General features: G+C 42.8%; 14 protein-coding genes. 5 read left to right on the top strand and 9 right to left on the bottom strand.

The annotated features are described in order from the left end of the window. Positions 1–9: 9 nt before the first annotated feature. The 4 genes from OCK74_RS22815 to OCK74_RS22800 form a co-directional block, all read right to left on the bottom strand. Positions 10–1923 (bottom strand): ABC transporter ATP-binding protein, encoded by a 1914-nt coding sequence (locus tag OCK74_RS22815; RefSeq protein WP_279299410.1) that lies wholly within the window; start codon positions 1921–1923, stop codon positions 10–12. Between the two features lie 44 nt (positions 1924–1967). Then, positions 1968–2660 carry a phosphatase PAP2 family protein gene (locus OCK74_RS22810; protein ID WP_279299409.1) on the bottom strand — a complete coding sequence of 231 codons (693 nt, stop codon included), beginning with the start codon at positions 2658–2660 and terminating at the stop codon, positions 1968–1970. Positions 2661–2687: 27 nt separating this feature from the next. Continuing rightward, complete coding sequence (locus OCK74_RS22805; RefSeq protein ID WP_279299408.1) at positions 2688–3305, bottom strand: START domain-containing protein; 618 nt, start codon at positions 3303–3305, stop codon at positions 2688–2690. An 88-nt stretch (positions 3306–3393) separates the two neighbouring features. Further along, positions 3394–5922, bottom strand: coding sequence for a hypothetical protein (locus OCK74_RS22800; protein ID WP_279299407.1), 2529 nt, complete (start codon positions 5920–5922; stop codon positions 3394–3396). 92 nt (positions 5923–6014) lie between these two features. On the opposite strand from OCK74_RS22800, the gene OCK74_RS22795 reads away from it, so the two are divergent. From OCK74_RS22795 to OCK74_RS22775, 5 genes are read left to right on the top strand one after another with little or no spacing between them, the layout of a single operon-like run. Then, positions 6015–6935: a pseudouridine-5'-phosphate glycosidase gene (locus OCK74_RS22795; RefSeq protein WP_279299406.1), complete on the top strand. Its 921-nt coding sequence runs from the start codon at positions 6015–6017 to the stop codon at positions 6933–6935. Positions 6936–6982: 47 nt separating this feature from the next. Continuing rightward, positions 6983–7555, top strand: a complete 573-nt coding sequence (locus OCK74_RS22790) for an RNA polymerase sigma factor (RefSeq protein WP_279299405.1) — start codon at positions 6983–6985, stop codon at positions 7553–7555. A 3-nt stretch (positions 7556–7558) separates the two neighbouring features. Next, complete coding sequence (locus OCK74_RS22785; protein WP_279299404.1) at positions 7559–8653, top strand: tetratricopeptide repeat protein; 1095 nt, start codon at positions 7559–7561, stop codon at positions 8651–8653. A 56-nt stretch (positions 8654–8709) separates the two neighbouring features. Beyond that, positions 8710–10683: a caspase family protein gene (locus tag OCK74_RS22780; protein WP_279299403.1), complete on the top strand. Its 1974-nt coding sequence runs from the start codon at positions 8710–8712 to the stop codon at positions 10681–10683. Between the two features lie 39 nt (positions 10684–10722). Next, positions 10723–14388, top strand: coding sequence for a tetratricopeptide repeat protein (locus tag OCK74_RS22775; RefSeq protein WP_279299402.1), 3666 nt, complete (start codon positions 10723–10725; stop codon positions 14386–14388). A 64-nt stretch (positions 14389–14452) separates the two neighbouring features. Here the strand turns inward: OCK74_RS22775 and OCK74_RS22770 are convergent, their stop codons facing one another. From OCK74_RS22770 to OCK74_RS22750, 5 genes are all read right to left on the bottom strand, one after another. Continuing rightward, complete coding sequence (locus OCK74_RS22770; RefSeq protein WP_279299401.1) at positions 14453–14773, bottom strand: hypothetical protein; 321 nt, start codon at positions 14771–14773, stop codon at positions 14453–14455. Positions 14774–14886: 113 nt separating this feature from the next. After that, the gene (locus OCK74_RS22765; protein WP_279299400.1) at positions 14887–15762 is read right to left on the bottom strand and encodes a tetratricopeptide repeat protein; all 876 of its coding nucleotides are present in this window, start codon (positions 15760–15762) and stop codon (positions 14887–14889) included. Positions 15763–15794: 32 nt separating this feature from the next. Continuing rightward, positions 15795–19382 (bottom strand): zinc metalloprotease, encoded by a 3588-nt coding sequence (locus OCK74_RS22760; protein WP_279299399.1) that lies wholly within the window; start codon positions 19380–19382, stop codon positions 15795–15797. Positions 19383–19513: 131 nt separating this feature from the next. Then, entirely contained in the window at positions 19514–21154 is a 1641-nt protein-coding gene (locus tag OCK74_RS22755; protein WP_279299398.1) for a hypothetical protein, read from the bottom strand. Between the two features lie 442 nt (positions 21155–21596). Further along, positions 21597–23204: a vWA domain-containing protein gene (locus tag OCK74_RS22750; RefSeq protein ID WP_279299397.1), complete on the bottom strand. Its 1608-nt coding sequence runs from the start codon at positions 23202–23204 to the stop codon at positions 21597–21599. Positions 23205–23579 lie beyond the last annotated feature (375 nt).

The raw sequence follows: 23579 nt of genomic DNA, 5'->3' as shown, positions 1-23579 counted from the left end.
TTATTTCGATTAATCGGTGTTTATTCTTTGGGGTGATTGGGTAATGTTTTCAAATTCGAACTGCATTTCATTGAGTTTGCGGTAAAGCCCGTTTTGACTCATTAGTTGCTGGTGTGTACCCATTTCGCTGACGATGCCTTTATCGATCACTACGATCTTATCGGCATTGCGCACAGTAGATAGCCTGTGCGCAATGACAAATGATGTGCGGCCTTTCATGAGGTTTTCCAATGCTTCCTGTACCAGTTGTTCGCTTTCACTGTCCAGCGATGAAGTAGCTTCATCGAGTATCAGTATGGCCGGATCTTTCAGGATGGCACGTGCTATTGCAATCCTCTGGCGTTGGCCACCACTTAGTTTGATGCCCCGCTCGCCCACAATGGTCTCATATTTTTCAGGGAATTTCATGATAAAATCATGAGCGTTGGCTTTTTTGGCGGCATCGATTATTTCTGCTTCAGTAGCGGAAGGTTTGCCATAGGCTATGTTTTCTTTAATCGTTCCTCCAAATAATATCACATCCTGGGGCACAAAGGCCATTTGCCGGCGTAATTGAGAAAGGGGAAATGATTTGGCCGGGCGTTCATCAAAATACAGAGTACCGCTATCCGGTTCATAAAAGCGTAGTAATAGGTTTGCCAATGTGCTTTTGCCTGCACCGCTGGGGCCTACTAAAGCAATCTGTTCACCGTTGGCAGCACTGAGTGAGATATCTTTCAAAACGGGCACGTCTTTTCTTCCCGGGTATGAAAATGCAATGTTTTCGAAACGTACGGCACCCTGCAGTACAAATCGGGGTTCCACTTCCTCTTTAGCGAGTTCCACGGCTTCTCCTTCACTGCGAAGAATTTCGCGGATGCTTTGAGTGGCTCCCAATGTTTTTTGTAACTGACTGAAAATATCGGCAAAGCCGGCAAAGGTGCCACCTACAAACATGGAGAAAATGACGAACATGGTCAATGAGCCGATGGTGAGCTGACCAGATTGGATCATGCGTGCGCCAAACCACATTACAAAAGCAATAGCACCAAATACGCTAAATATCATAAAGGAAATAAAGGCCCCTCTGTAGCGTGCGTTGGAAATAGCAGTATCTACTACCGAATAAATGCTTTTTACATAACGGCCAATTTCATACAATTCGTTGGTAAAGGCCTTGACAACAGCAATGCCGCTGAATGTCTCCTGTACTATGGTACCACTTTCGGCCAGTTGATCCTGTGCCCTTCGTGACATCATGCGGATACGTTTGCCAAACAGTACAGCCAATACAGCGATCAGAGGCACGATTGAAAGCATGACCAACGCCAACTTTGTGCTGATCCAAAAGATAAAGGCCAGCCCAATGATCAATGTAAATATGCCTCTCAGCATCTCTGCCAGTGTATAGGAGAGTGCATCCTGGATTTGTGACAGGTCGGAGGAGATGCGGTTGCTTAATTCGCCCACTCTTTTTTCTGTAAAGAAACTCATTGGCATGCTGAGGAGCTTTCGATACACGTCCCGGCGCATATCTGCAAGCGATCTTTCACCCACTTCTGTCAGCAAATACACTCTCATAAAGGAAAATACGGTTTGGATACTCAATTGAAGGAAAATGAGCAGGAGGGTCGTATTCAAACTCCAGTGAATGTCCTTCAGGTTGAAGCCTACCTGGTTGCCTATATTGCCTGCTCCCATGCCGGGTATGGAAGCGCCCGGGGACACCGCATCGATCATTTTGCCCAGGAACAGCGGGAACAGGCTTGTTGAAAATGTTGACAGGGCAATAAATACCAGGCTTGCAATAAATTTACCCTTGTATGGTTTTAAGTAGGTATAAAGGCCCAATACTTCGCGCAGTGATTCTTTTGAAAGTTTCACTTTGGGTCTTTCATCTTTGCTTTTTCTACTATTGTTCAAATTACCTCTTTCGTTTGCCATATACAACAAACGTGCAAGGTAATTGTTTCTGAATATTGGGAAGGCTATTGGCCCTGGAGTTCCTGGTCCGTCTTTTTCTTGATTTTTCCCATTAACCAAACACTTAAAGAGAGCCAGGCAAAGCCTACACAGAATCCAGCCGCCACATCAGTTGGATAATGCATCCTGAGATAAACTCTGCTAAAGCCAATTAATAAAGCAAATAAGATGAGCGCCGAACCTGCTATGTATTTAAAAGTTTTAGGAAGGTTTGCTTTCCATATCAGGTATACCATTAATCCATAGAAGATGAAGCCCGATGTTGCATGTCCACTTGGAAAGCTGAAATTACTGAGGGGGGCATCCAATGGATTTAACGGGCGGTTACGTTGAAAAGAAAGTTTCATAAAGTGATTAACCAGGAAGCCTCCACCGCCAATGACGGCAATCTCAGCTGCTCTTTTGTAATCCATTCGAAATAAGTATAACAATACCAGGCATCCGTATGCTAATTGCAAAAAAGTTGATGATGCAAAGTAGGTAACTACTTTCATAAAGTTAGTTAGACCGGGGGTTATCACATTACCAGCAAGAAAATTGAAAATGTAGTTATCAACGGCTTCTTCTTTTTCCCAGATTACTTCATGAATAATCAACCCTAATAAGAAAACTGCTCCTATAAAAAAGATCAACAGCAGTATCAATCTTAAAGGCAGCTTTTTAAAATAGGCTTTTGTAAAAGTTTTAGAGCTCTGCATGATCAGGATAAAAATAAGTGGTTGCTTCTACTCCCGGATCATTTTTTGAAGATTTACAAAAGTCTCATAGGGGCCTTTAGCAGAAAACATGTTGACAATCCAGGCTGGCAAAGAACCGCCAGGATCAATATCCAGGTAGTACTCTGCATGTAACTTCCCTTTGTCAGTGTTGCGGAATTTCCAAGTTCCTGATAAATGGGGAACCCGCACGATGCCTTTTTTAACAGGTGTGGCATCCGGAGCTTCTTTCTGGGTAATGGTAAGGTCATGATTTGAAGGGCCTTCTTCCAGATTCATATGAATAGCTATATCCCGGTCGCTTGCAGGCCAGGGTAGAGAGGTTTCGTTGTAATATATAAAGTTGTTGTCATCTATTTTTTTGATCAGATTGGCTTTCCGGGTTTTAAAAACCCAATCTTTTTGACTTGCAATATCACGGAACACTTCAATCACCTTGTTCAGCGTACCGTTCAGCTCTGCATTTACTTTGATATACTTAAATCCCGAAGGGGATGGAGCCGTATACACTTTAATGCCGTTTCCTTCTTTTACAAGGTGCCAATTGGCCCCAGATGGCACTTGTGCATCAGCTGTAATGCCCAAGAATAGCAACCAACAAAAAATATTCAAGTATTTGGCCTTCATTATTTCAAATTATGGCTTCTGCTTATAAAATACGTGATACAGGGCAGAAAGTTGCCAGTACATTCATGAGCAAGATGCCATAGCCGTATTATTTCCATTCTACTTTCAAATCTTTCACAAGTGTTGGAGATCCGCCATTGTATTGAATGCCAAACCCACCATATGTATTTGGGACAATTGTTGTTTCCATCTGAATTGCAGGGAAAACACCTGGCCTGTCAGCTTCGGTACTATTGGGAGCGGAAGTAGTTGCCTCAGCAAGGATTTTATTGCCTTTTACTTCTACCGTGATCTTGCAAGATGTTTTGAAAGCTGTAGTGGAGACAGGCTCACTCATATTGGTTACCTGTCCATTTTCATATTTAACCATGATGCAGTCGACCGCATCGTGGTATTTAGTTGTACGTATAAAGCGTAGAGCATAACCTGTCATTGATCTTGTATCGAACTTGACCAGAACATCCATGTATAGAGGCGCCACTGAAAAGCCTTGTCCGGCAGTTTTAAAAGGGGCCACGGTCATTGTTAATTTCATGTCACCGTAGTTATCGCCAACCGGTGTATATCGCATCGCTGCGCTCCTGCCTTGCAATAATCCAAACATATTTGCAGCGCCCTCACTGCCTTGTCCATAATACCAGGCATCACTCTCCTTATTGGCCGTAAACCTGGGGTCATTACCGGCAGGTTCAAAGTGTTCCCATGTCCAGAATCCGGGTATTACCCTTGGTTGGTTTTTAGTAGAGAGGTTTTTAAAGTCTGTATATAAAATTTTTGAGGTAGCTTTTACATCTTTTGCGCTTATGGGTGTTTGCATGATAAAACTCACCGGATTGCCAGCATCGCAACGAAGGTGTTTAGGCGCTACAGAAACTTTTATGTAATATCCTATATCACCGGGTGAGAGTGTATAAGCGAGCAGGGGGGTGTCAAATCTTGATACAGCCACTTCTACAGGGAAGCTGCCGTTGGCGTCGGTGCAGCGGTACCAGGTGACCTCTGACTGGTCTTTAAACCTCATATCCAGCTTATAATTTGCGTGGAGTTTGCCATTATTCATCAAGCCTATTGAAGGTGCCAGACTAAATTTAGGAGCTTCCATTTTTGAAGGGGCTACTGTTAATACACTTGCTGCCTGCAAACCAGAAGCGGTGGTTGCTGTAATTACTACCTGCCTAGTGTCGTCATTTAAATTGGTAGGTGTTACAGTGCAAGTTGAACCGTTCTCACTTATTTTCAACCGGACCAAGGATCTCTGATCAGGAGCAACAGACCACTTTATCGTATCCCCGGTAAAAATGTAGTTGCCATACCGCACTACCTGTGCTGTGAGTGTTACATCATTCTTTGTTGTTTCCAGTGAAATCCTGGTAGGGGCAATGAGTAGTTGTACCGGTTGCATAATATACGATTTGCCGCTTTCTTTAGCAGCAGCCAAAACGGTTTCCCTGATATTCATCGGATCCCAGTCGTCATTACCCTGAAGCAAATTGTATGTATTGTAAATAACTTTTCCATTGTATTCGAAACGATATGCATCCAAAACAGGTTTGCCGGCCATTTCCACTGTTGCAGCCGGATTTTTTTTGCTGATCAATGCAGGCTTGCCATTTTGCGTAACATTGAATTGATAGTTACGGGTTTCAGCAGGGACCACATCTCTCCAGCCGAGGTAGGTGCCTGAGGGCGTCGTTAAACGAGAATCTATAACAGCAACCTGGCCATTAGCTTTCGTAAAAAATTGTTGATTGTCACCGGTGTGAGATGTGATGTCGCAGTTTAAAAAGACAGCGCCGGTACCAGAGGTACTATAAAATGGTTTGGAAGCATAAAAATCCAAAGAGCAGTCCAGGTAAACACCTGTACCGCATAAAGCATCATCTGTCGATTCAAAGTGACAACGATCAAAGAGAACACGTTTACCGCCTACAAAGGGGCATAAATTGAGCCTGCTGACAAACCTGGTATTACGCGCCAGGATCTTGTCACCATTGCAATGAATCAATTGGGCCTGCACGATTGCTGAGGCCCTTTTTGGCCTGTTTAATTGTGGCAGGAGCGGGTATACCAGGTCAATGTTACAATAGTTGCCGAAGGTGATGTTTTCGGAACTTGTGCCCTGACCTATGAATTTGAACATAGTAAAATTGCCTTTAGCACCAATCGTTTGTCCCCGGTTGCAGGCAAGCACCACATTTCCGGCATTGCTGGATAAACCATAAAACTTCAACCAATCACATTTAACGATCTTACCGTAAGGCGGTTCGCCGTTTTCTGAAACCCGAACTTCAGGATCATCCGGATTGTCGATCCAATAAACGTAAGGTGCAATGTACAACACCATGGGCGCAGCTTCCGTACCATTTGAGAGTTGATCCAATGCCTTGTTTACTGAATTATACACAAAAGGCTGGCCGGCTGCCTGTGCGTCGGTTAATTGACCGTCAATGAAAAATGCTTTGGGGCCGAGCGTAACCGTATCACCTTTATACACAATGTATTTCCCTCCGAACACAATGGGTTGCTTTGGATCGAGGGATTGGTAACTTTTTACTTGTTGTGCGGTGCAAAACAAAATGGCTAGTAATGACCAGCCAAACAGGATAGCCTTTTTCATATGTTAATTTAAGCTTCCATTATCTAAATTAAAAATACCAGATAAAAGTTGAATCACCTGCTTCAATTTTGTTTTAAGTTTTATCTTAAAGGATGAATTCATTTCTTTCAATACATCCTGAAGTGCAGCAAGCTTTAGCTGAACGCAAGCCAGTTGTTGCGTTGGAGTCTACCATTATAGCTCATGGTATGCCCTATCCTCAAAACGTACAAACAGCATTGGATATTGAATCGATTGTAAAAGAATGTGGTGCAATACCTGCGACAATCGCTATCATGCATGGCAAATGCCATGTAGGATTAGCCCCGGAACAGATTGAGTACCTAGGCAAAGCAAAGAATGTCTGGAAAGTTAGTCTGCGCGATATGCCTTATGTGATCAGTCAAAAGCTTGTTGGTGCTACCACAGTAGCTGCTACCATGCGTATTGCTTCTTTGGCAGGCATCAAAGTTTTTGTTACCGGCGGGATAGGAGGTGTACATAGAGCAGCCCAGACAACGATGGATATTTCTGCGGATTTGACAGAAATGGCACAAACGTCGGTTGCGGTTATATCTGCAGGTGTAAAGTCAATCTTAGATGTAGGATTGACGTTAGAATACCTGGAGACCAAGGGCATTCCTGTAGTGACCATTGGAGCGGATGAATTTCCCAGTTTTTATTCCCGGAAGAGTGGGTTTTCCTCTCCATTAAGGGTGGATACCACTATGGAAATTGCTGCATTGATGCATACGAAGTGGGCATTGGGATTGAAAGGATCTGTATTGATTGCCAATCCCATACCAAAAGATGAGGAAGTACCTTCTGAGGAGATGGAAATTTATATACAGGAAGCGTTGAAGGTGGCGGAGGAATTGGGTATTAAGGGTAAGGAAGTCACTCCATTCCTGTTGAAATACATTGCAGATCATTCCAAAGGTGAAAGCCTGCAGGCAAATATTGCTTTGATCAGGAATAATGCGATGGTGGGAGCGGAGATAGCGAAAGCGTATACTTACCATATACGGCTATGACCCATTAAATTATTTCTAAATAATATCTTTGTTTCAATATTGTATCAATGCCCCATCCTGACCAGAAATATATTGATGCGTTGGTCAACAATGATTTCACCTTGTTAGAGGAGTTGTATCAAAAGTTTTCAGGCAAGATCAAATGGATGGTGTTACAAAATAATGGCAGTTCTTCTGATGCCGCAGATATTTTCCAGGAAGCCTTAATGTCTATCTTTCATAAAGCCAAAACGCAGAATTTTACTTTATCCTGCCCTTTAGACGCCTTCCTATATGTGGTTTGTAAAAATAAATGGTTGAAAGAGTTGAATAAAAGGAAAGCAGGGGGGGTAACAAATTCGGACCCGGAGGAATATCATATTGGCGAAAACTGTTTTCTGCTTGCAGAAGAATGCCAGTTGAAACAGGAAAGAATGGAATTGCTCCATGAAAAGCTTTCTGAATTGGGGGAAAGTTGCCAGCAACTGTTGCGCTTAAGCTGGAGTGGAAAGTCAATGGATGAGGTAGCCCAGATACTCAAGGTTACCTATGGTTATGCCCGTAAGAAAAAATCAGAATGCATGTCTAAATTGATGCAATTGGTAAAGCAATCTCCAAAGTTTGATTTCTTGAAATGGTGATATATGAATGAAACATGGTTAGAAAAAATAGGCGATTACCTTAACGGGAAAATGAACCATGAAGAGCGAATGCAATTTGAGGCGGAAATGGCCTCAAACGAGGAGTTGTATGCCGTTTTCAAGCTCTATCAAACTATCGAGAAGGAAATGTCTGAGCGTGCAAAACATAGCAGCCAGGAAGGGGAACTGAAAAGTTCACTGGATGAACTCAGCACACGGTATTTCCCAGATGAGCATGAGCGGGAAACTGGAGAAAATGTAACCATGTATCCTGTAAAAGGGCCAACTCCAGTTATTCCATTCGGCGTAGTGTTTGGAAAGGTTAAAAGAGTCCGGCTATGGAAAAGCATAGCGGTTGCAGCAAGCATCATTGGACTTATTATATTGGGAACCATTTGGTTTAGACAAGGTGATCAAAATAAACCGGAAATAGCGTCAGAACATAGCAGTTCTGATACTTCAGCAGACGTTTCTATTACAGATTCCATTTCAAAAAGTCCTTCTATAGACGATCAACAAAATAAACCTGGGGTGGTAGTGGAAAAGCCGGAGCATCAACAAGAATCTATCCAGGTAAAACCGGGGAAAAATCTTAAGGAAGAAGTACATCAGAATAGACCAAAAGCTGGAAAACTGGATGCCTTGTTTGCCAGCAACTTTAAACCAGATACTTTGCCGGTTCGTAAAGCAGGTCCTTTACAAACTGCATATCAACATTATGAAAGTGGTGATTATGAAGATGCTATTTCTGCCTTTGAACAAGTGAACATGGATGTAGTGACAAGGGGGAACGACACCAATAAAGCTCTTGCTGCTTTTTACATGCATTATTTTAAAGGCCTGAGTTATTTAGCTATTAACCGGGCTTCAACTGCCATACAGGAATTAGAAAAGGCCCTGGCCGGAAGTCCAGATGCATTCAGCAAAGGAAAGACTTTATGGTACCTGTCGTTAGCTTATATCAAGAGCGGAGAACCAGATAAGGCTTTGAATTATCTCAGAAAGCTTGCTGTTGAAAAGCAGGCTGGTATTTACCGGGATCAAGGGGTAAAATTAATGGGTGAATTAACAAGGCATAGTTTGAATCAGGCGGATTAGGATTAGAGATTTAAGTGGCGTTGGAAATTAATGAGGAGTTGGCTCAAACTGCTGTTATGAAAAACAACCATTGGGCAATATTCATGATTTTAATCGTGCTAATGAGCATACAGAGCGTATCTGCCCAGACAAAATATGCTTTACTATTTGCCATTAGCAACTATCCTGCAGCAGGAGGCTGGTCAGCACTCTCCAGCAACCGCGATGTTTTTTACATAACAACAGCTCTTCAGAAACAGGGGTTCTTAGCTAATAACATCCAAACTATTACTGAGTCGGAAGTGACGCCACCTGGTATTACCAGGGCTTTGATGGCTTTGATCCAAAAGGCGAAGGCTGGAGATATCGCTGTTATTCATTTTTCCACACATGGTGAGCAGGTAGAAGATGATAATGGCGATGAAACTGATGGATTGGATGAAACCATCGTTACTTATCATGCCATAAAGCCAGAACTTTCACGGGACTTTACTAAGGAACAGGCAGCTTATTTCAGGGATGACCAGTTTGGGGTCTTGATTGACAAGCTCCGTGACAAAGTAGGCAGCAATGGTGATATTGTCGTATTTATGGATCTATGCCATTCGGGTAGCGGCACTCGTGGGTTAGCTAAAGTTCGTGGCAATGAACCCCCATTTGTATCCGTTGGTTTTGATGCCCATCGATTTGCGGCCAAAGATGCATCTGGTGTCTTTATGGAAAATATCTCAACGGGAACCAAGCAAGAAGGATGGGGAACGTACGTGGTTTTTTCTGCAGCAAGAGCCAGTGAAGCCAGTTTCGAGGTAACTGATGATGCCAACCAGGGCATGGGTGCATTAACCTATGCCATCTGCAAGGCTTTTGAAAACCTGGATGCAGGAATTACCTACCGGTCTTTGTTTTCAAAGGTCCAGGCAATCGTGCAAGCAAAAAGGCCGGGTCAATACCCCGTGCTGGAAGGCAATGGCATTGACCGTAAATTGTTCGGTGGAAAATTTGTTCAACAGAAGCCCTTTGTAGAAATTGAAAAGATCAAAGGAACAGAACTGACCTTAAAATCAGGAAAATTGGTAGGATTGGATTCTGGTGCTAAAGTTACCGTTTATCCTTCCGGAACGCTTGATCCAACAAAGGCAACGGCACTCGCTTCAGGCTATGTTACAAAGGCTGGTTTTTACAGGTCTATTGTACAACTTGATAAAAAAGCAGGTATTGAACAGGAAGGATCCGCCTGGGTATTTGTCACAGAAACCGTTTACATCATGGATCCTATAGGCGTTCAATTCATTTCCTTTACTGATACCAAATCGCTTAAAGAGAATCTAAAAGAACTGCCCATTATTACGTGGGAAGGAGAACCAGAGCTCATTATTGTAAAAGGTTCAGAAGAAGATTCCATAAAATTTGCAACGACTGGAAAGTTGTATAAGACGGTTCAACATAGTGATCCTGGAAATACAGCATTGATAGAAGCGCTCCGGCGTTATGCACAGTATAAATTCCTGCAGGGGCTTGAATTCAATGATCCCAACACGAATACAGAAGTAAGGCTGGTGCCGGTACTTCAAAGGAAAGCAAATACTGCTGCGATTGATCAAAAGATTAAATATGGCACTTACGTTTTTAATGAGGGAGATACTATAGCCTTGTGGATCAAAAATAAAAGTAGTCACCCTGTTTATTTCAATGTGCTGGATCTACAGCCCGATGGAATTATAAACCCGGTATTTCCCAACAAGCAGTTGAAGATATATCCACAGGATCTAAGAATTGAAGCTGGCCAATCAAAATTATTCCAGAGACCGTTCATCGTTATTGCACCTCCTTATGGAATGGAAATCTTTAAAGTATTTACTTCAAAAACAGAGATCGATATGGAGGGTATTGTCAATGTCAGGAGAGGGGAGGAACCTGCCAAACTCTCTTCTTTAGAACAACTGGTAGATCAATCTTTTGAGATCGGAACCAGAAAAGGCAGAATGGAAAAAGTCAACACTTCGGAGGGCAGCATTTATAGTGTATTATTTGAAACCAGATCCAGAAAGTAGGCAGTGGGTGGTTGGGGCAGAAATCTCAATTTATTTGTTATGCGTTTCCTGATCTTATTATTGGTGTTTAAGGTTCTTTGTCTCTTTCCGGCAAATGCACAGCCAGACAGTATTACACAGCAAGCCATCCGAAACTGCGATCTGACGGTATTACAACAGCAATTTGTAAAAGATACAGCAGGTACCTATAAAGCTGACAGTAATGGAACTGCCCTACTGATGTGGGCTGCCTATTATTGTGATTTACCTATTGTCAAGCATTTAGTGCAGCATTATCTGAAAGTTCGTGATTCAGTTGTGATCTTCATTAACCAGGGGGCCAGCTATTTTGGTAATATACAAGGCGTTGCCGCCTCTAAAAAATCACCTGCACTCTTACAATACCTTGGAGATTCCCTTCATTTACCATTGGATGAAAAAGGATATAATCCTTATACCAGGAAAAAAGATAGCTGGACACCTTTGTTTTGGGCAGCAGCCAACGGAAGAACAGAGAATGTACAATACCTTTTACAACATGGAGCCAAGATCGATGTTTTGGATGCAGAAGGCTGCTGTACTCCATTGATCGTTGCTGCTGAAGAAGAACAGTGGGCCGTTTTTGAACAACTCATGAACGCCGGTGCAAAGGATCAGTTGGGTAGACAGGCAAAAGCATTCATGAATACAGCTACCATGCTGGCCAGTCAATATCCTAATAAAGGCTTCGTTACTAAAGAACCAGCATACAGAAAATTTATAGTAGCGCTCAAAGAGGCCTATTTTGGAAAGACCCATTTTTCTTATGCCAAGAGTTTGAATAGTCTTGCTGATGCTTATTACCAGATGGGAGAAGCAGACAAGGCCAAGCCTTTATATGAACAAGCACTGGCTATATTAAAAAAGGCAGGAAATCCAGAATTCGCTAATAGCCTTATTGGTCTTTCTAATGTGTATGTGTACATGGGTGAGTATAAGCAAGCAATACCGCTCATGCTCGAGGCTGTAGCTGTCAAAAAAGAGGTTTATGGCGAAGAGCACCTGGATTATGCCATCAGTTTACACAACCAGGCTTTTTTATATGAACATATAGGGCAGTATGATAAAGCCTTGCCTTTGTATGAGCAGGCATTAGGTATTTTAGAAAAGGTTGCAGGAGAAAAGCACAGCAGGTATATGACCACATTGGAAAACCTGGCAAGTTTATACGTGCGTATCGGGCAATATGATAAAGCTTTGCCGTTGTATGAGCAAGCTGTAGACATACAAAGGTCGGTTTGGGGCGAGCAGCATCCTCATTATGCTTCCAGTTTAAATAGCCTGGCCAATCTTTACCAGAGTTTAGGAAGATATGATGTAGCGCTTTCCTTATTGCTACAGGCTGTAGACATTCGAAAAAACTGGATGGCAGATCATCCTGATTATGCTACATCCTTAAATGACCTTGCTATTTTATATGAGCGCATCGGGCAGCCGGATAAATCAGTACCCTTGTTACTGGAAGCTTTACCTATCTTAAAAAAAGTATTGGGAGAAAAGCACAGCAAGTACATCCTTACTTTGGAAAACCTTGCCGGATTATACGAAAGTATGGGGCGCCCGGATACAGCTTTGAAATTATATGAACAAGCCTTAGCTGTCAGAAAATCATTGGTGAAAGAGAGCCCTGATTACACTGTTGGATTGAATAACCTTGCAGGGCTGTATATGGCAAAAGGTGCGTATGAAAAAGCTTTGCCTTTGCTGGTACAGGCTGTTGCGATCAGGAAGAAAGTCTGGGGAGAGGAACATCCTGACTATGCTCAAAGTTTACATAACCTGGCCAGTTTATATGAGCAAACAGGTCATCAACAGGATGCACTGTCCTTATATGAAAAGGCATTAGCCATCAGAAAAAGAGTATTGGGTGAAAACCACCCGGATTATGTGAGCAACCTGAATAGCCTGGGATTACTTTATGCCAGGATGGACAGTGTTGCAAAAGCGTTGGCTTTTATCAATAAAGCTAATGCAACCATGGTTCAGCAATTGACACAAACATACTCTACATTATCGGAGCAGGACAAATTAGCCTTTCTCAACAGAGAGGCTTACCAGTTTGATTACCTTCCTTCGATCTTATATACCCAGGAAAAAGCTGGACAGCCAGAATTGCAACAATTATATGCAAGTGAGCTGATCTCTAAAGGAATGGTATTGGAAAACCAGCGGCAGGTATTGTATAGCATCCGTAAAAGCAATGACAGCGTTGCTTTGCAATTATTTGATCAATGGCGTTTGTATAAAGCTTTTATTGGAAAGCAACTTTTGCTGCCCATTTCCCGGCGTGTACCCAACCTCGATCAATTACAAGAGACTGCCAACCAGATGGAGCAAGAATTGTCCAGCCTCGCTTTACCTTTTAGAAACCTGTTGTTTAAACAGCAGGCAGATGTAAAAAAGATCAGGCAGCACCTGTCAAAAGGTGAGGCTGCGATAGAATTTGTAAGATTTGGATTGTATCATAAAAAATGGACGGACAGTACCATTTATGCAGCGCTTATCATATCGCCTGCAGATAGTAATGTTGTATTCGTGCCCTTATTTGAAGAAAGACAGTTGCAACGATTATTAAGGCCTGACACCTCTATAAACGCCCTAGATTCCGTAGATGGAGCAGAGGCAATCATTCATCAATTGTACCGGGGAATCATTGTTTCTGAAGATGAAAAAAGTAGTTTTTCTGATTCGCTCTACCAATTAATATGGAAACCCTTAGAGCCTTCTCTCAAAAATATCAATACCATTTATTTTGCGCCTACCGGTTTGCTGCATCGTGTGGCTTTCCAAGCTTTGCGGTATGATTCCACACATTTGCTCATTGACCAATACCAATTGAACCAACTACTCAGCACCCGTTCATTGGCCCTGTCGTCAGAAGGAAATGCAAAGCCCAAGATTGCCAATACCTGGGGCAATATAGATTATCAACAGTCATCAGATACTATGCAGGTTAGAGCAGGCGTCTATAGCAATGCTAGTTCCTTTAATTTTTATGCATCTGATACGCGTAGAATAAGAGGGGGCAAGGAATGGAATTCATTGCCGGGAACGAAGGAGGAAATAGACAGTCTACAAAAGATATTGTTGCATGGAGGTGTGCAGGTGCTCCCGGTTAGTGGTTCGAATGCTACAGAAGAGGCGTTTAAGCGTTTAGATGTGCACAGTCCACAAGTATTGCACCTGGCGACTCATGGCTTTTTTCTGCCTGTACCTGAAGTGAGGGCGAATGCGGCATCTCCTTTGGAGCACAGGAATGTCTTTACTATTCAGCAAAATCCAATGTTCCGGAGTGGTTTGGTATTGGCAGGTGCCAATCATGCATGGAAGGGAGGGATCGCGCTGCCGGGCAGGGAAGATGGCATCCTGACCGCTTATGAAATAGCACAATTGGATCTGAGTTCTACAGACCTGGTGGTGCTGAGTGCATGTGAAACGGCTTTAGGCGATTTACAAGGTAATGAAGGTGTGATTGGTTTGCAGCGGGCATTTAAGCTTGCAGGCGTGAAACAGATGGTGCTGAGTTTGTGGCGTGTACCTGACAAGGAAACCAAGGAATTAATGGCCCAGTTTTACAGGAACTGGATCAATGGACAATCTACCAAGGATGCCTTGCATGCTGCACAGTTAAAGATGAAAGAGCAATATCCGCCATTCTTCTGGGCTGGATTTGTTTTGGTTGAGTAAACGTTTTCATAGAGCCGGATCGGGGGGCAAGGAATAAAAACGGGCTGGACACCGGGACAGATATTTAGTTCATTAAATCATTTTGAATGAAATAATGAGGATCTATTGATGAATGTCTTTCTATAGAGACTGGGGATTCACCCAATTCCATGAAAAGAGATTTGCTTTGACGAATATGCCACAAGAAAAGTTTTTTGCCATTTGAGGACTGATTCATTATTTCCGGGAGCAGTTCAGGGAGCATTCCATTCCAACAAGCTTCTATTAGCCGTTCTTCCTGTGATAAAGGCTTGCTATTCGATGAATTTACCGGGCACCATTCTCTTTGAGAAAAGGTAGTGTTCAAGACCAGCATGATTTCCTGTTGTGTATTTTGTGTTTTCATGACTTTGGATTTGATTTCCTTATTGGTATATACGCAAATTGGACTCATTGTTACCCTCAGAGTTAGTCATCAAGATGTTAAAATGAGCGGGGAAACCCGCTCATTTAAGCTTATCATTTTTGTTGCAGCCATTCTATGGTACCGATCAGGTATTCCGGAGGTTCATACAAGCTTGGAAACTTCTTGTTGTGCAGTTGCAGGGCTTTTTCAAAGTCTGTTAAAGCCAGTTTATAGTTTTCCTTTAGAATATGGCTTTCACCCCTTAAAATGAGTGCTTCCAGATTGGATGTATCTTTTTGCAAGACAGCATTTGCATAACTGAATACTTTATCGGCATTTCCTGCCAGCCAGTAATATTGTCCCAGCCGGATTTGCATTTCTGGTGATTGCAAGACAGGTTGAGGTATATCCCCAGGTAGCACAGTTATTTTAACCTGATTAGACCGGACGTCGCCTAGCAAAACCTTAATGGAATAACTACCAGGTTTGATCAAAGAAACCATTTCAGGAGGCATGTGGCAATAAAGCAAATAATTTGCATTTTCATCCAATACAGCAACTGCTTCATTGGGCGTTATTCCCAGCCTGCTCACAGGCCATGCCTCCTTTTGAATGCTATCGTCCTGGAACACATAGAATTTCAATTGTTCGTACCAAGGATGCGCAAGTGTACCCAGGGTATCAGCCTTCCCTGTTTTTTTCCCTTTGATAGCCACTTCTTTTTCTTCATTATAATCTTCTTCCGATAATTTCCCTGCTTTGAAGTTTGCTTCCAATTCCTGTATCCATTCGTCCGCGGCCATGTTCCATTGCCAATTTTTATATGCCTCCTTATTCGTAATACTTACAGAAAACACTAAAGGCTGGTTGTGATAAATAGTGGTCGTATCTCCATCTGCAACACTGCAGGAAATTGAATACCTGCCCTGAGGGTTGGCTATCACAAATTCCAATAGGCAGGTAACAGTAAATAGCATCAGCTTTTTCATACAATAGATTTTAATAACTGGAATATGAGCATTTAGTACTGAGGATATGGGAATTGAGTACAGGAAACCCTGATCTTACGGATGCAAAAGCCCCTGTTTACATCAGCGTTCCCGAAGCACCTGCTGGCAGGCACCAAAGGGGAACATGGTATCCGGGCATTATAACCTGTGCCCAAATTGCTATCGCATAGAATATTTCCTATGGGTTCCGGGATGAAGCCGGGGACTGTAGGTAAACGGTTATCATACCTCATGATGCAACGCATGTCCCCGCTTCTTAGCCCGTTTAGTACATTCACACCCCGGCCATGGTGATAGATATTTATTGCATGGCACAATTCGTGAGCCGTAACCTGGTTAAGTTTGGTTGGAAGGTTTAAACCCATTCTAAGGCAGAAAGCAGTAATGTTTGCCGGATAGATATTGACACGTTGCACCCAATTGGGGGGAGCCGGACGATTATTCCGGGATTCAATATTCCCATTAAGGCCTACCACTACAGCTATTGCATTTCTTAAGAACAAACCTTTCTGAACAGGGGCAGTTCCTGCAGCTCCAGCATTTGTGCCATCAGGATGCAAGTCAGGGTTACAATTGAAATTGATCTCACGGCGGGCGTTACTAATGTATTCCTCTTCATAGATCTCATGGACATATACCCTTTCTCCAGCTGGACTCAACAACACGCTTTGGAAGGTTATTAAATTTGCACCATCAGAATTGTGAACGAACAGGTCTTTATTATTGATGTTGGTGCGCAGGTGACTACCGCTGACATAAAATCCCCTGTATTCTTCGTAGTTCGACAGGCCATCCCCATTGAAGCCATCACCCGGCAGCTGGTTGTCATTATCCACCTTCGGATTTTGAGGGTCGGGTATTCGTGCTCCTCCTAATGTGGTCCAACCATTGTCGGCTATGTGGTTTTCATCTACATCTCTTGGTATTGTAACGCGGTTGTCTGAATAGATCGTCTTCTTCGCTCTACCTAAAGGATGCGGCAACTTATTCGCTGGTATAGGCACCGGTTCATAGACCGGTGTTTCTCCTTTAATGCTGTCTTTTCCTCCCTGGTTGATATTGGCAAAGCTGCGCAAGAAACCATAGGAGCCAAAGTCTTCAGAATTTACTTTAACTGTTTCTTCCTTTGCTGGTTTTTGAGAGCGTGCATGCACATAATACTTCTTGTTGTTGCAATTGAAAGGGCCAGGGTCTTTGGATCGTTCGAATACTTCCGTATGACCTTCTTTCTTCAGTAACAGGTCACGGCATTGCCTGGCCCTTCGTGGCAGCGGATCATTCAAGCATATCCCTTTTTCTTTAGAAACGTTTAATAATTCAAAGAAATGGATGCGGGACATATGTGCCAGTGCTGGTTTCCACATACCATTTTCAAAATACAGTAAAGATGATTTCAAGCTCACTGAATTGCCATCTTCCGGCAACCAGGTTAAAGGTGGGTATTGTAGTTGCACGCCCGGCTTAAAGATTTTAAATGAGATCGGGCTCGATGTAAAGGTGACATCGTTCTTTTGAACCCCTGTGTTCTTTACGCTCACAACGATGTCAACAGACAACTCGTTTATTCGTGGCAGTGGCATCCTGTCGGGGGCTTCATAGATCACATAACGGCCTGTTTTACCTCCAATAAATCTACCCTTTGTACCATCATCATTTTGGATTGTCCAGGTCCATTCAATGTTATCAGGATATTCTTTTTTGCCACCGTCCTCCTCGCATTGTGTTTGTTTGCCATCACAAACCATTTTCAGTTCATCTGTTTCATTTTGATTGTTCGCTTCCAGAACCATCCATTGACCTAAGACCATTTTATTGTTATCGGGAACCGGAGGCAGTTTTATTGTAGGTCTTTTCAGGTCGTTCGGTTTATCCCAGCTGTAGGTTGCTTTACAAACCCCATTATTATCTTCCTGGAGGTTGGGTTTGGCAAAATAGGTTTGATTCGTGTTTTGTACCTCAATGGTATAATAATCCTCATCGGAGTTTTTAAAACGGGAGGTGGTGATGGTAATATTGTCGTAGGTGTTTTGATCCAGGAGTTGCCCAGTACCAGTTTCATCTATTGTGCGTAAAAAGATAGTGGTGGTCTTGGAATTCTTCTGACCGTTCTCGGGCAAAGGCACGTAAGGAGGTTGGAAGATCACCCTGTCACCAACATCACTAGATACATTTGCGGGCAGAGCACCGAGCTTAACGAAGTTTCCCTCTCCATTCTGGATCTCCCATTCAAACCGAACCTTTCCTGCCAGGAGCACATCTTTGGTGCCTTTCTTTTGGGCCTCATCACATTGGTATGATGGGGTGCATTCAAAGGTTACTTTATCAAAATCCTCTCCCTTAGCGAATAGAGCAATGTAATCATCCCTCCTGATCTTGTTATTCCCGGATACGTTCTGTTCTTTACTGAACATTGCCAGATCGCCCGACTTCAATACTTTATACAATCCACCAACCATAGCCGGCTGATTGCTTTCGGAATAAACGAAGGTGCATTTTTTCTCTACCCTTGCCGTATCAAAGCAATAGTCAAAACTGTTACAGGTTTTGGAGCCATCGCTGCATGTAACATCTGCCTGCACACGCATTTGATAGGGGCCTGTTCCTTTTATCTTCACATTCACGGTTTGCTGGTTGTCGGCGCCTTCTATTTCGGCCACATCACCACCTTCGATCACCTGCCAAAACCAGGTGACATTTTGAATGCCACAGGTATCATAAGGAGGGGCCATACCGTGTACGCCGGTACAGCCGCCATTCAGGACGCCTTCAAAGGTTCGCAGGTTTCCCTGTCCGATTACCTTTTTACAATCGACATCCACATTACAATCGCAAGTTTTGGGTTCATAAGCAAAGGTATCTGTGTAGGTGGTGGTGGTACTGCAATTGTTGCTGTCGTTGCATACCACAGTTCCTTTCAATTCAATGGTAAAGGTGCCAGGGCCTGCTGTAGCGACGTTCACAGTGGGGCCGTTATCGGGACCTTCGATGTTGGCAGCACCGGAAACAACCCGCCACAAATACTCTATACGATTGGTACCCTGGCAGTAATAATCTCCGGAGCACCCGCCCTGGACAGTGCCCTGATAGGTAAAGAAGTTGGGACTTTTACTGGTACGCTGAATGGATGTATTACCAACCGAGCAAGTGCAGTAATCGTAATAACCTGAATCTATTGAAAAGGTATAAGCTTCGCTTGTCGTCTTACTATCCAATGCCGGCTTTTGTCCACGGAGACCTATTGCACTTATTTGCCAGGCATATGTCTTCCCTGGCGATAGGGCAGGTAAATCGGGTGTATACAAAAAGGTGGTACCGAGGATGGTTTTTTCCAATAAAGGCACAGAGGTTGACTCCATGGCATCTCCGGGTTCGCGGTCGGTGGGATTCACTTCCACCAACCTGAACAGGTATAGAGCGCCGGGCAAGGTCTTCATGGAAGGTTGCCAACTAAAAACGAGGTTACGTGCCTGCAATTTTGTAACCACCTGTTTGTTTTGAGGCCGGATCAAGACAGGCAGATCAATGCTTTGTGCCTGCAAGGAAATATTAGCAGCTAAGAGTTGCCATGTCATGAACATGAAAAATATTGCTTTGCGCATGGTCGTAAGATTTTAGGCAGTCATCGGTTGATGATCACCGTTAACAATTGAATGGTGAATGGTGAAGGGGTTTGGAGTTTGAAGTTTGGGGTTTGGAGTTTGGAGTTTGGAGTTTGGAAATTATAGTGCAATCAGAAGTGGTATGTATAGGCCAATCTGCCTGTGATTTCAGAAAATGACTGGTTGGCCGGCGCCCAGTTGAAAAGGCCATTCACATCAATGTTCCATTGGTGATGCCTATTTATTTTATCCTGTATACCTGCATTCAGTGTTAACATTTTTGACCGTTGCTCATTGGATACAACCGTTCCATTGGGATGAAAAGAAGTGAAGAAAATGGATACAGCCTTGTGGTAGCTTAATTTATTTGCCTTCAGGTTTTTGGTCATGCTGCCGGTGATGCCTGATATTGTATTCCTGCCGCTATTATTGGTCAACGTGGTATGTTGTATTGACGTATTCATTGTCAATCCTGCAGGTATCAACACTTTGTCGTAGGCCAGTTGCAGGTTGAATACCTGGGAATTATTTACCGGTGAAGTAAAAGCGTTGAGGTCGCTCACCAGTTGGTAGTTCAGCATGAACGTCAATGATTGTGTTTTGGTTTCACTTGCAGAAAGATAACGGTTGACGATGCAGATGTTCCTATTGGCCTGGACCATACGTATGGTATCATTCAATGGATTTCTGCCTGTTTGTTGTGTACATCCGTAATTAGCTATTTGGACATCCAGTGCATATTTAGGAGTTGGGTTGAATGAAAGGTTGAGTGAGCCGACCGTTCTTTTTGTAGTGGCATTCCTTTGCTGCGCCAGGTTATTTCTTTCAAAGCCAAGAGTTGATTGGATGCTTAGTTTCTTTTTGCAGCTTTTCCATGAAGGCTCAAGGGTGATACTTTCAACATCTGTCTGAAAATAGTAGGCGCCCATGGATCTATAGTCCGGATCTATGCGGCGATAGCGCAGTATGGTGGCGTAGTCTTTCTGTTTTAACGTCAAGGCTATTTGACCTGCTGTAGCCAGGCGCATCGAGTGCGTAGGTTGAAACAAACCTGTGAAAGGTTTCCATAATCCCAGTTTACCGGAAGCGATGCTTTGCGCCCTATAGTCGCTATTGTAAGCACTCGCAGCCCAGTCTGTTTCCCAGACCCATTTCATTGCACTGTTCTTTTTGCCGACCTGTTGTTTTGATCGTATGCCTGCCACCAGGTTGTCTGAAGGCGTTAATTGATTATTGGTATTGAATGTATTATTCTCCAGGGAGGCTGTATCATCCCTGGCCCTGAAGAAGCTGAAGGCAATAAAATTATCTTTATTGCCATAGCCGATATTGCCGCCATAGCCTAATCGTTTGTATGTGGCTTGAATTTGATAAGGGAGCAAAGGGTCTTCTCCGATCGCTTTCCGCAAGCGGCCGTACATCAGAGCAATTTTCCATTTACCGGGATTCAATTCCAAGCCAGTCCCCAAGAATGTATGTCCTGCAAGTGTAAAAGGTGAAAAGTGCAGGTTGCGGTAGCCCAGGTGCAAGGTTATCCATTTATAGCGCGGGCTGATCCCTATTTGATTAAAAGGCTGATGAAAATAGCTATCCTGCTTTCCCAGGATGATCCTGGTAGGTATGGTGATACCTTTGAAAGTAAGGACCGGGTACCAGGAAAATGTCCAGGAAAAGGGGGGAAGGCGGTAGGGAATTCCGCTTGTGTAATTAACTGTGCTGGAAATAGTCATACTGCCTGAAAGTTTTAGCAGTGTGTCTTTTTTTGTTTTCATTGTTTCCGTTTTTTTATTGAAAGGATCATGAGATATATTTTGCGCAGATAGTGGTAACATCAAAGAGCAGCAATAAAGGATCTCAATGATCCTTATGCTGATCTTTATCCATTTTACATTAGAAAACAGATGGGCATTGCATTGCCTTGTTCTCATTGTTTCTATTCTTTTCCAGGTGAATTGAGATATGAATAGATACCTGGAAGGGAGTGAATGTTACCTTGTTTCTAATCGGAAAAATTTGCCAGGAGACTTTTTCAAATTATTGCAGATTATATGAAGGGAAAAGGACTGAAGGTAAATATCGCTTACATCTGAAATGATATGACACCAAGGGTGGTAGCATGAGCGTATGCAGTGCATTGTTGGTTTGGTTAAATGCCTTTCACTCTTTTATTCAAAGCGAATAAAAGAGTGAAATGTTGTCGGAATTTCATGTTTTTCATTTTTTTGCTATCGAAGTTGAAGCATTTACCAGCTGTATAAATTCTTCCCGGTAGTTATTGATGTCTTTTCCTTTGGCTGAGCTGGCAAGCGACAATACCTGACTATATTGTGCATCCTGTTTAAATTTAGAATTACGCAACAATAAGCCGAACTCTGCTACTGCAGCAGAAAAGCGGAAGTTATCAGAACTGCTTTCAAGCGGGGTTTTTGAATCTTTAACTAGATGTACCATCAATTTGCTGGTATCTCCACCGGGTTCTTTATACCGCAGTTTAATGGTCATTACTTCGTCTTTGTTATTATGATTCATTTTTTCGTAGGAGGTGTATTTCAGGCTATCTACAGGACGAGTAAATTCGTCTCTTACACCCATGGGAATGATTTCATAAAGAGCAGTCACTGTATGACCGCTGCCTAATTCGCCGGCATCTTTTGCATCATCATTAAAATCTTCAGCTGCCAGCAGGCGGTTTTCATAGCCAATCAAGCGATAGGACTGGACTTTTGCGGGATTGAATTCAACCTGTAATTTAACATCTTTCGCAATGGTAAATAAGGTACTGCCAAACTCACTTACTAATACTTTCCTAGCTTCATTCAGGTTATCGATATAGGAATGATTACCATTTCCTTTGCCTGCTAATTGCTGCATTTTGCCATCTTTGTAGTTACCCATACCAAATCCAAGTACACTGAGAAACACTCCACTTTGTCGTTCTTTTTCAATTAACCGGACCAACTCATCATCACTGCTCATGCCTACGTTAAAATCACCATCTGTAGCCAGGATTATCCGGTTGTTGCCATTGGGAATGAAATTTTCCCTGGCGATCTTATATGCCAGTTGAATTCCTTCGCCGCCAGCTGTAGAGCCGCCAGCCTGCAATGCATCAATAGCTTCTTTGATCTTCATTTTATTATCACCGGCTGTGGATGGAAGAACAAGACCTGCATTGCCTGCATACACCACGATGGCCACTTTATCCTTTTCTCTCAATTGGCCAGTTAGTAACTTCAATGATTGCTGTACCAGTGGCAATTTATTTGGTTCATCCATAGAGCCACTGACATCGATCAGAAATACAAGATTGGAAGAGGGTAAATTATTTACAGGTAATTCTTTACCTTTTAAACCGATGTGAATTAATTGGTGTTTTGCATTCCATGGACAAGTACTGATTTCTGTGTATACAGCAAAAGGTTCACCTGTGACGGGTGCTGCATAATCATAATCGAAATAGTTGATCATTTCTTCAATGCGCACCGCCCCTGGCGGGGGAATACTTCCTTCATTAATGAAGCGCCTGATATTACTATATGAAGCTTCATCGACATCAATAGAAAATGTAGAAAGGGGATTTTGAGTAGCAGCCAGAAAGTTGTTTTCGACAATGTTGTCATAGTCTTCCGTGTTTAAAGGATTTTCTTTAGTAGTATCCCCGACTGAAGCCCTGTTGGTTTCTTTTTGTTTTAAAGATTGTACTGATTCATTGAGGGTTATTAATTGTACTTCTTGCTTATCATAAGAAGATTCAGCACCCTGGTTGCAGGCAAGACATAACACTGCCAGCATTGTCGCCAATGAAATTAATTGGATTTGCATGACAATAATTTTTTTGTGATTACCTATTAGATGCAAAAACTGTTTTTTTACATAAACTGTTTTGTGCATCGTGGAAGAAAAGTGTAATAGGAACTACTCTAAAGCTTTGGAATATGTTCTATCATTTATTCCAGAAGCCTGGGAAAGGTAACCTTCATCAAATTATTATTTTATTGCTGTTTCAGGCGAGGAGTATTTCTTTGACAGCCACGGGGCAGAGGCCGGTATATTCGCAGAATTCATCGATGGTGACGAACTGGTGATTTTGCTTGCCGCGGGCTTCCCTTATTTTCTTTATGAGGTCGCGGCAATAGCGAATGCTTTTTCCTGTTATGATCTGAATGTCTTTCGCGTAAATGCAGAGCCTGTCCATCG

This window comes from Paraflavisolibacter caeni (assembly GCF_025628885.1).
GTDB classification, from domain to species: Bacteria; Bacteroidota; Bacteroidia; order Chitinophagales; family Chitinophagaceae; genus Flavisolibacter; species Flavisolibacter caeni.
This window is presented reverse-complemented; position numbering and strand designations above follow the sequence as displayed.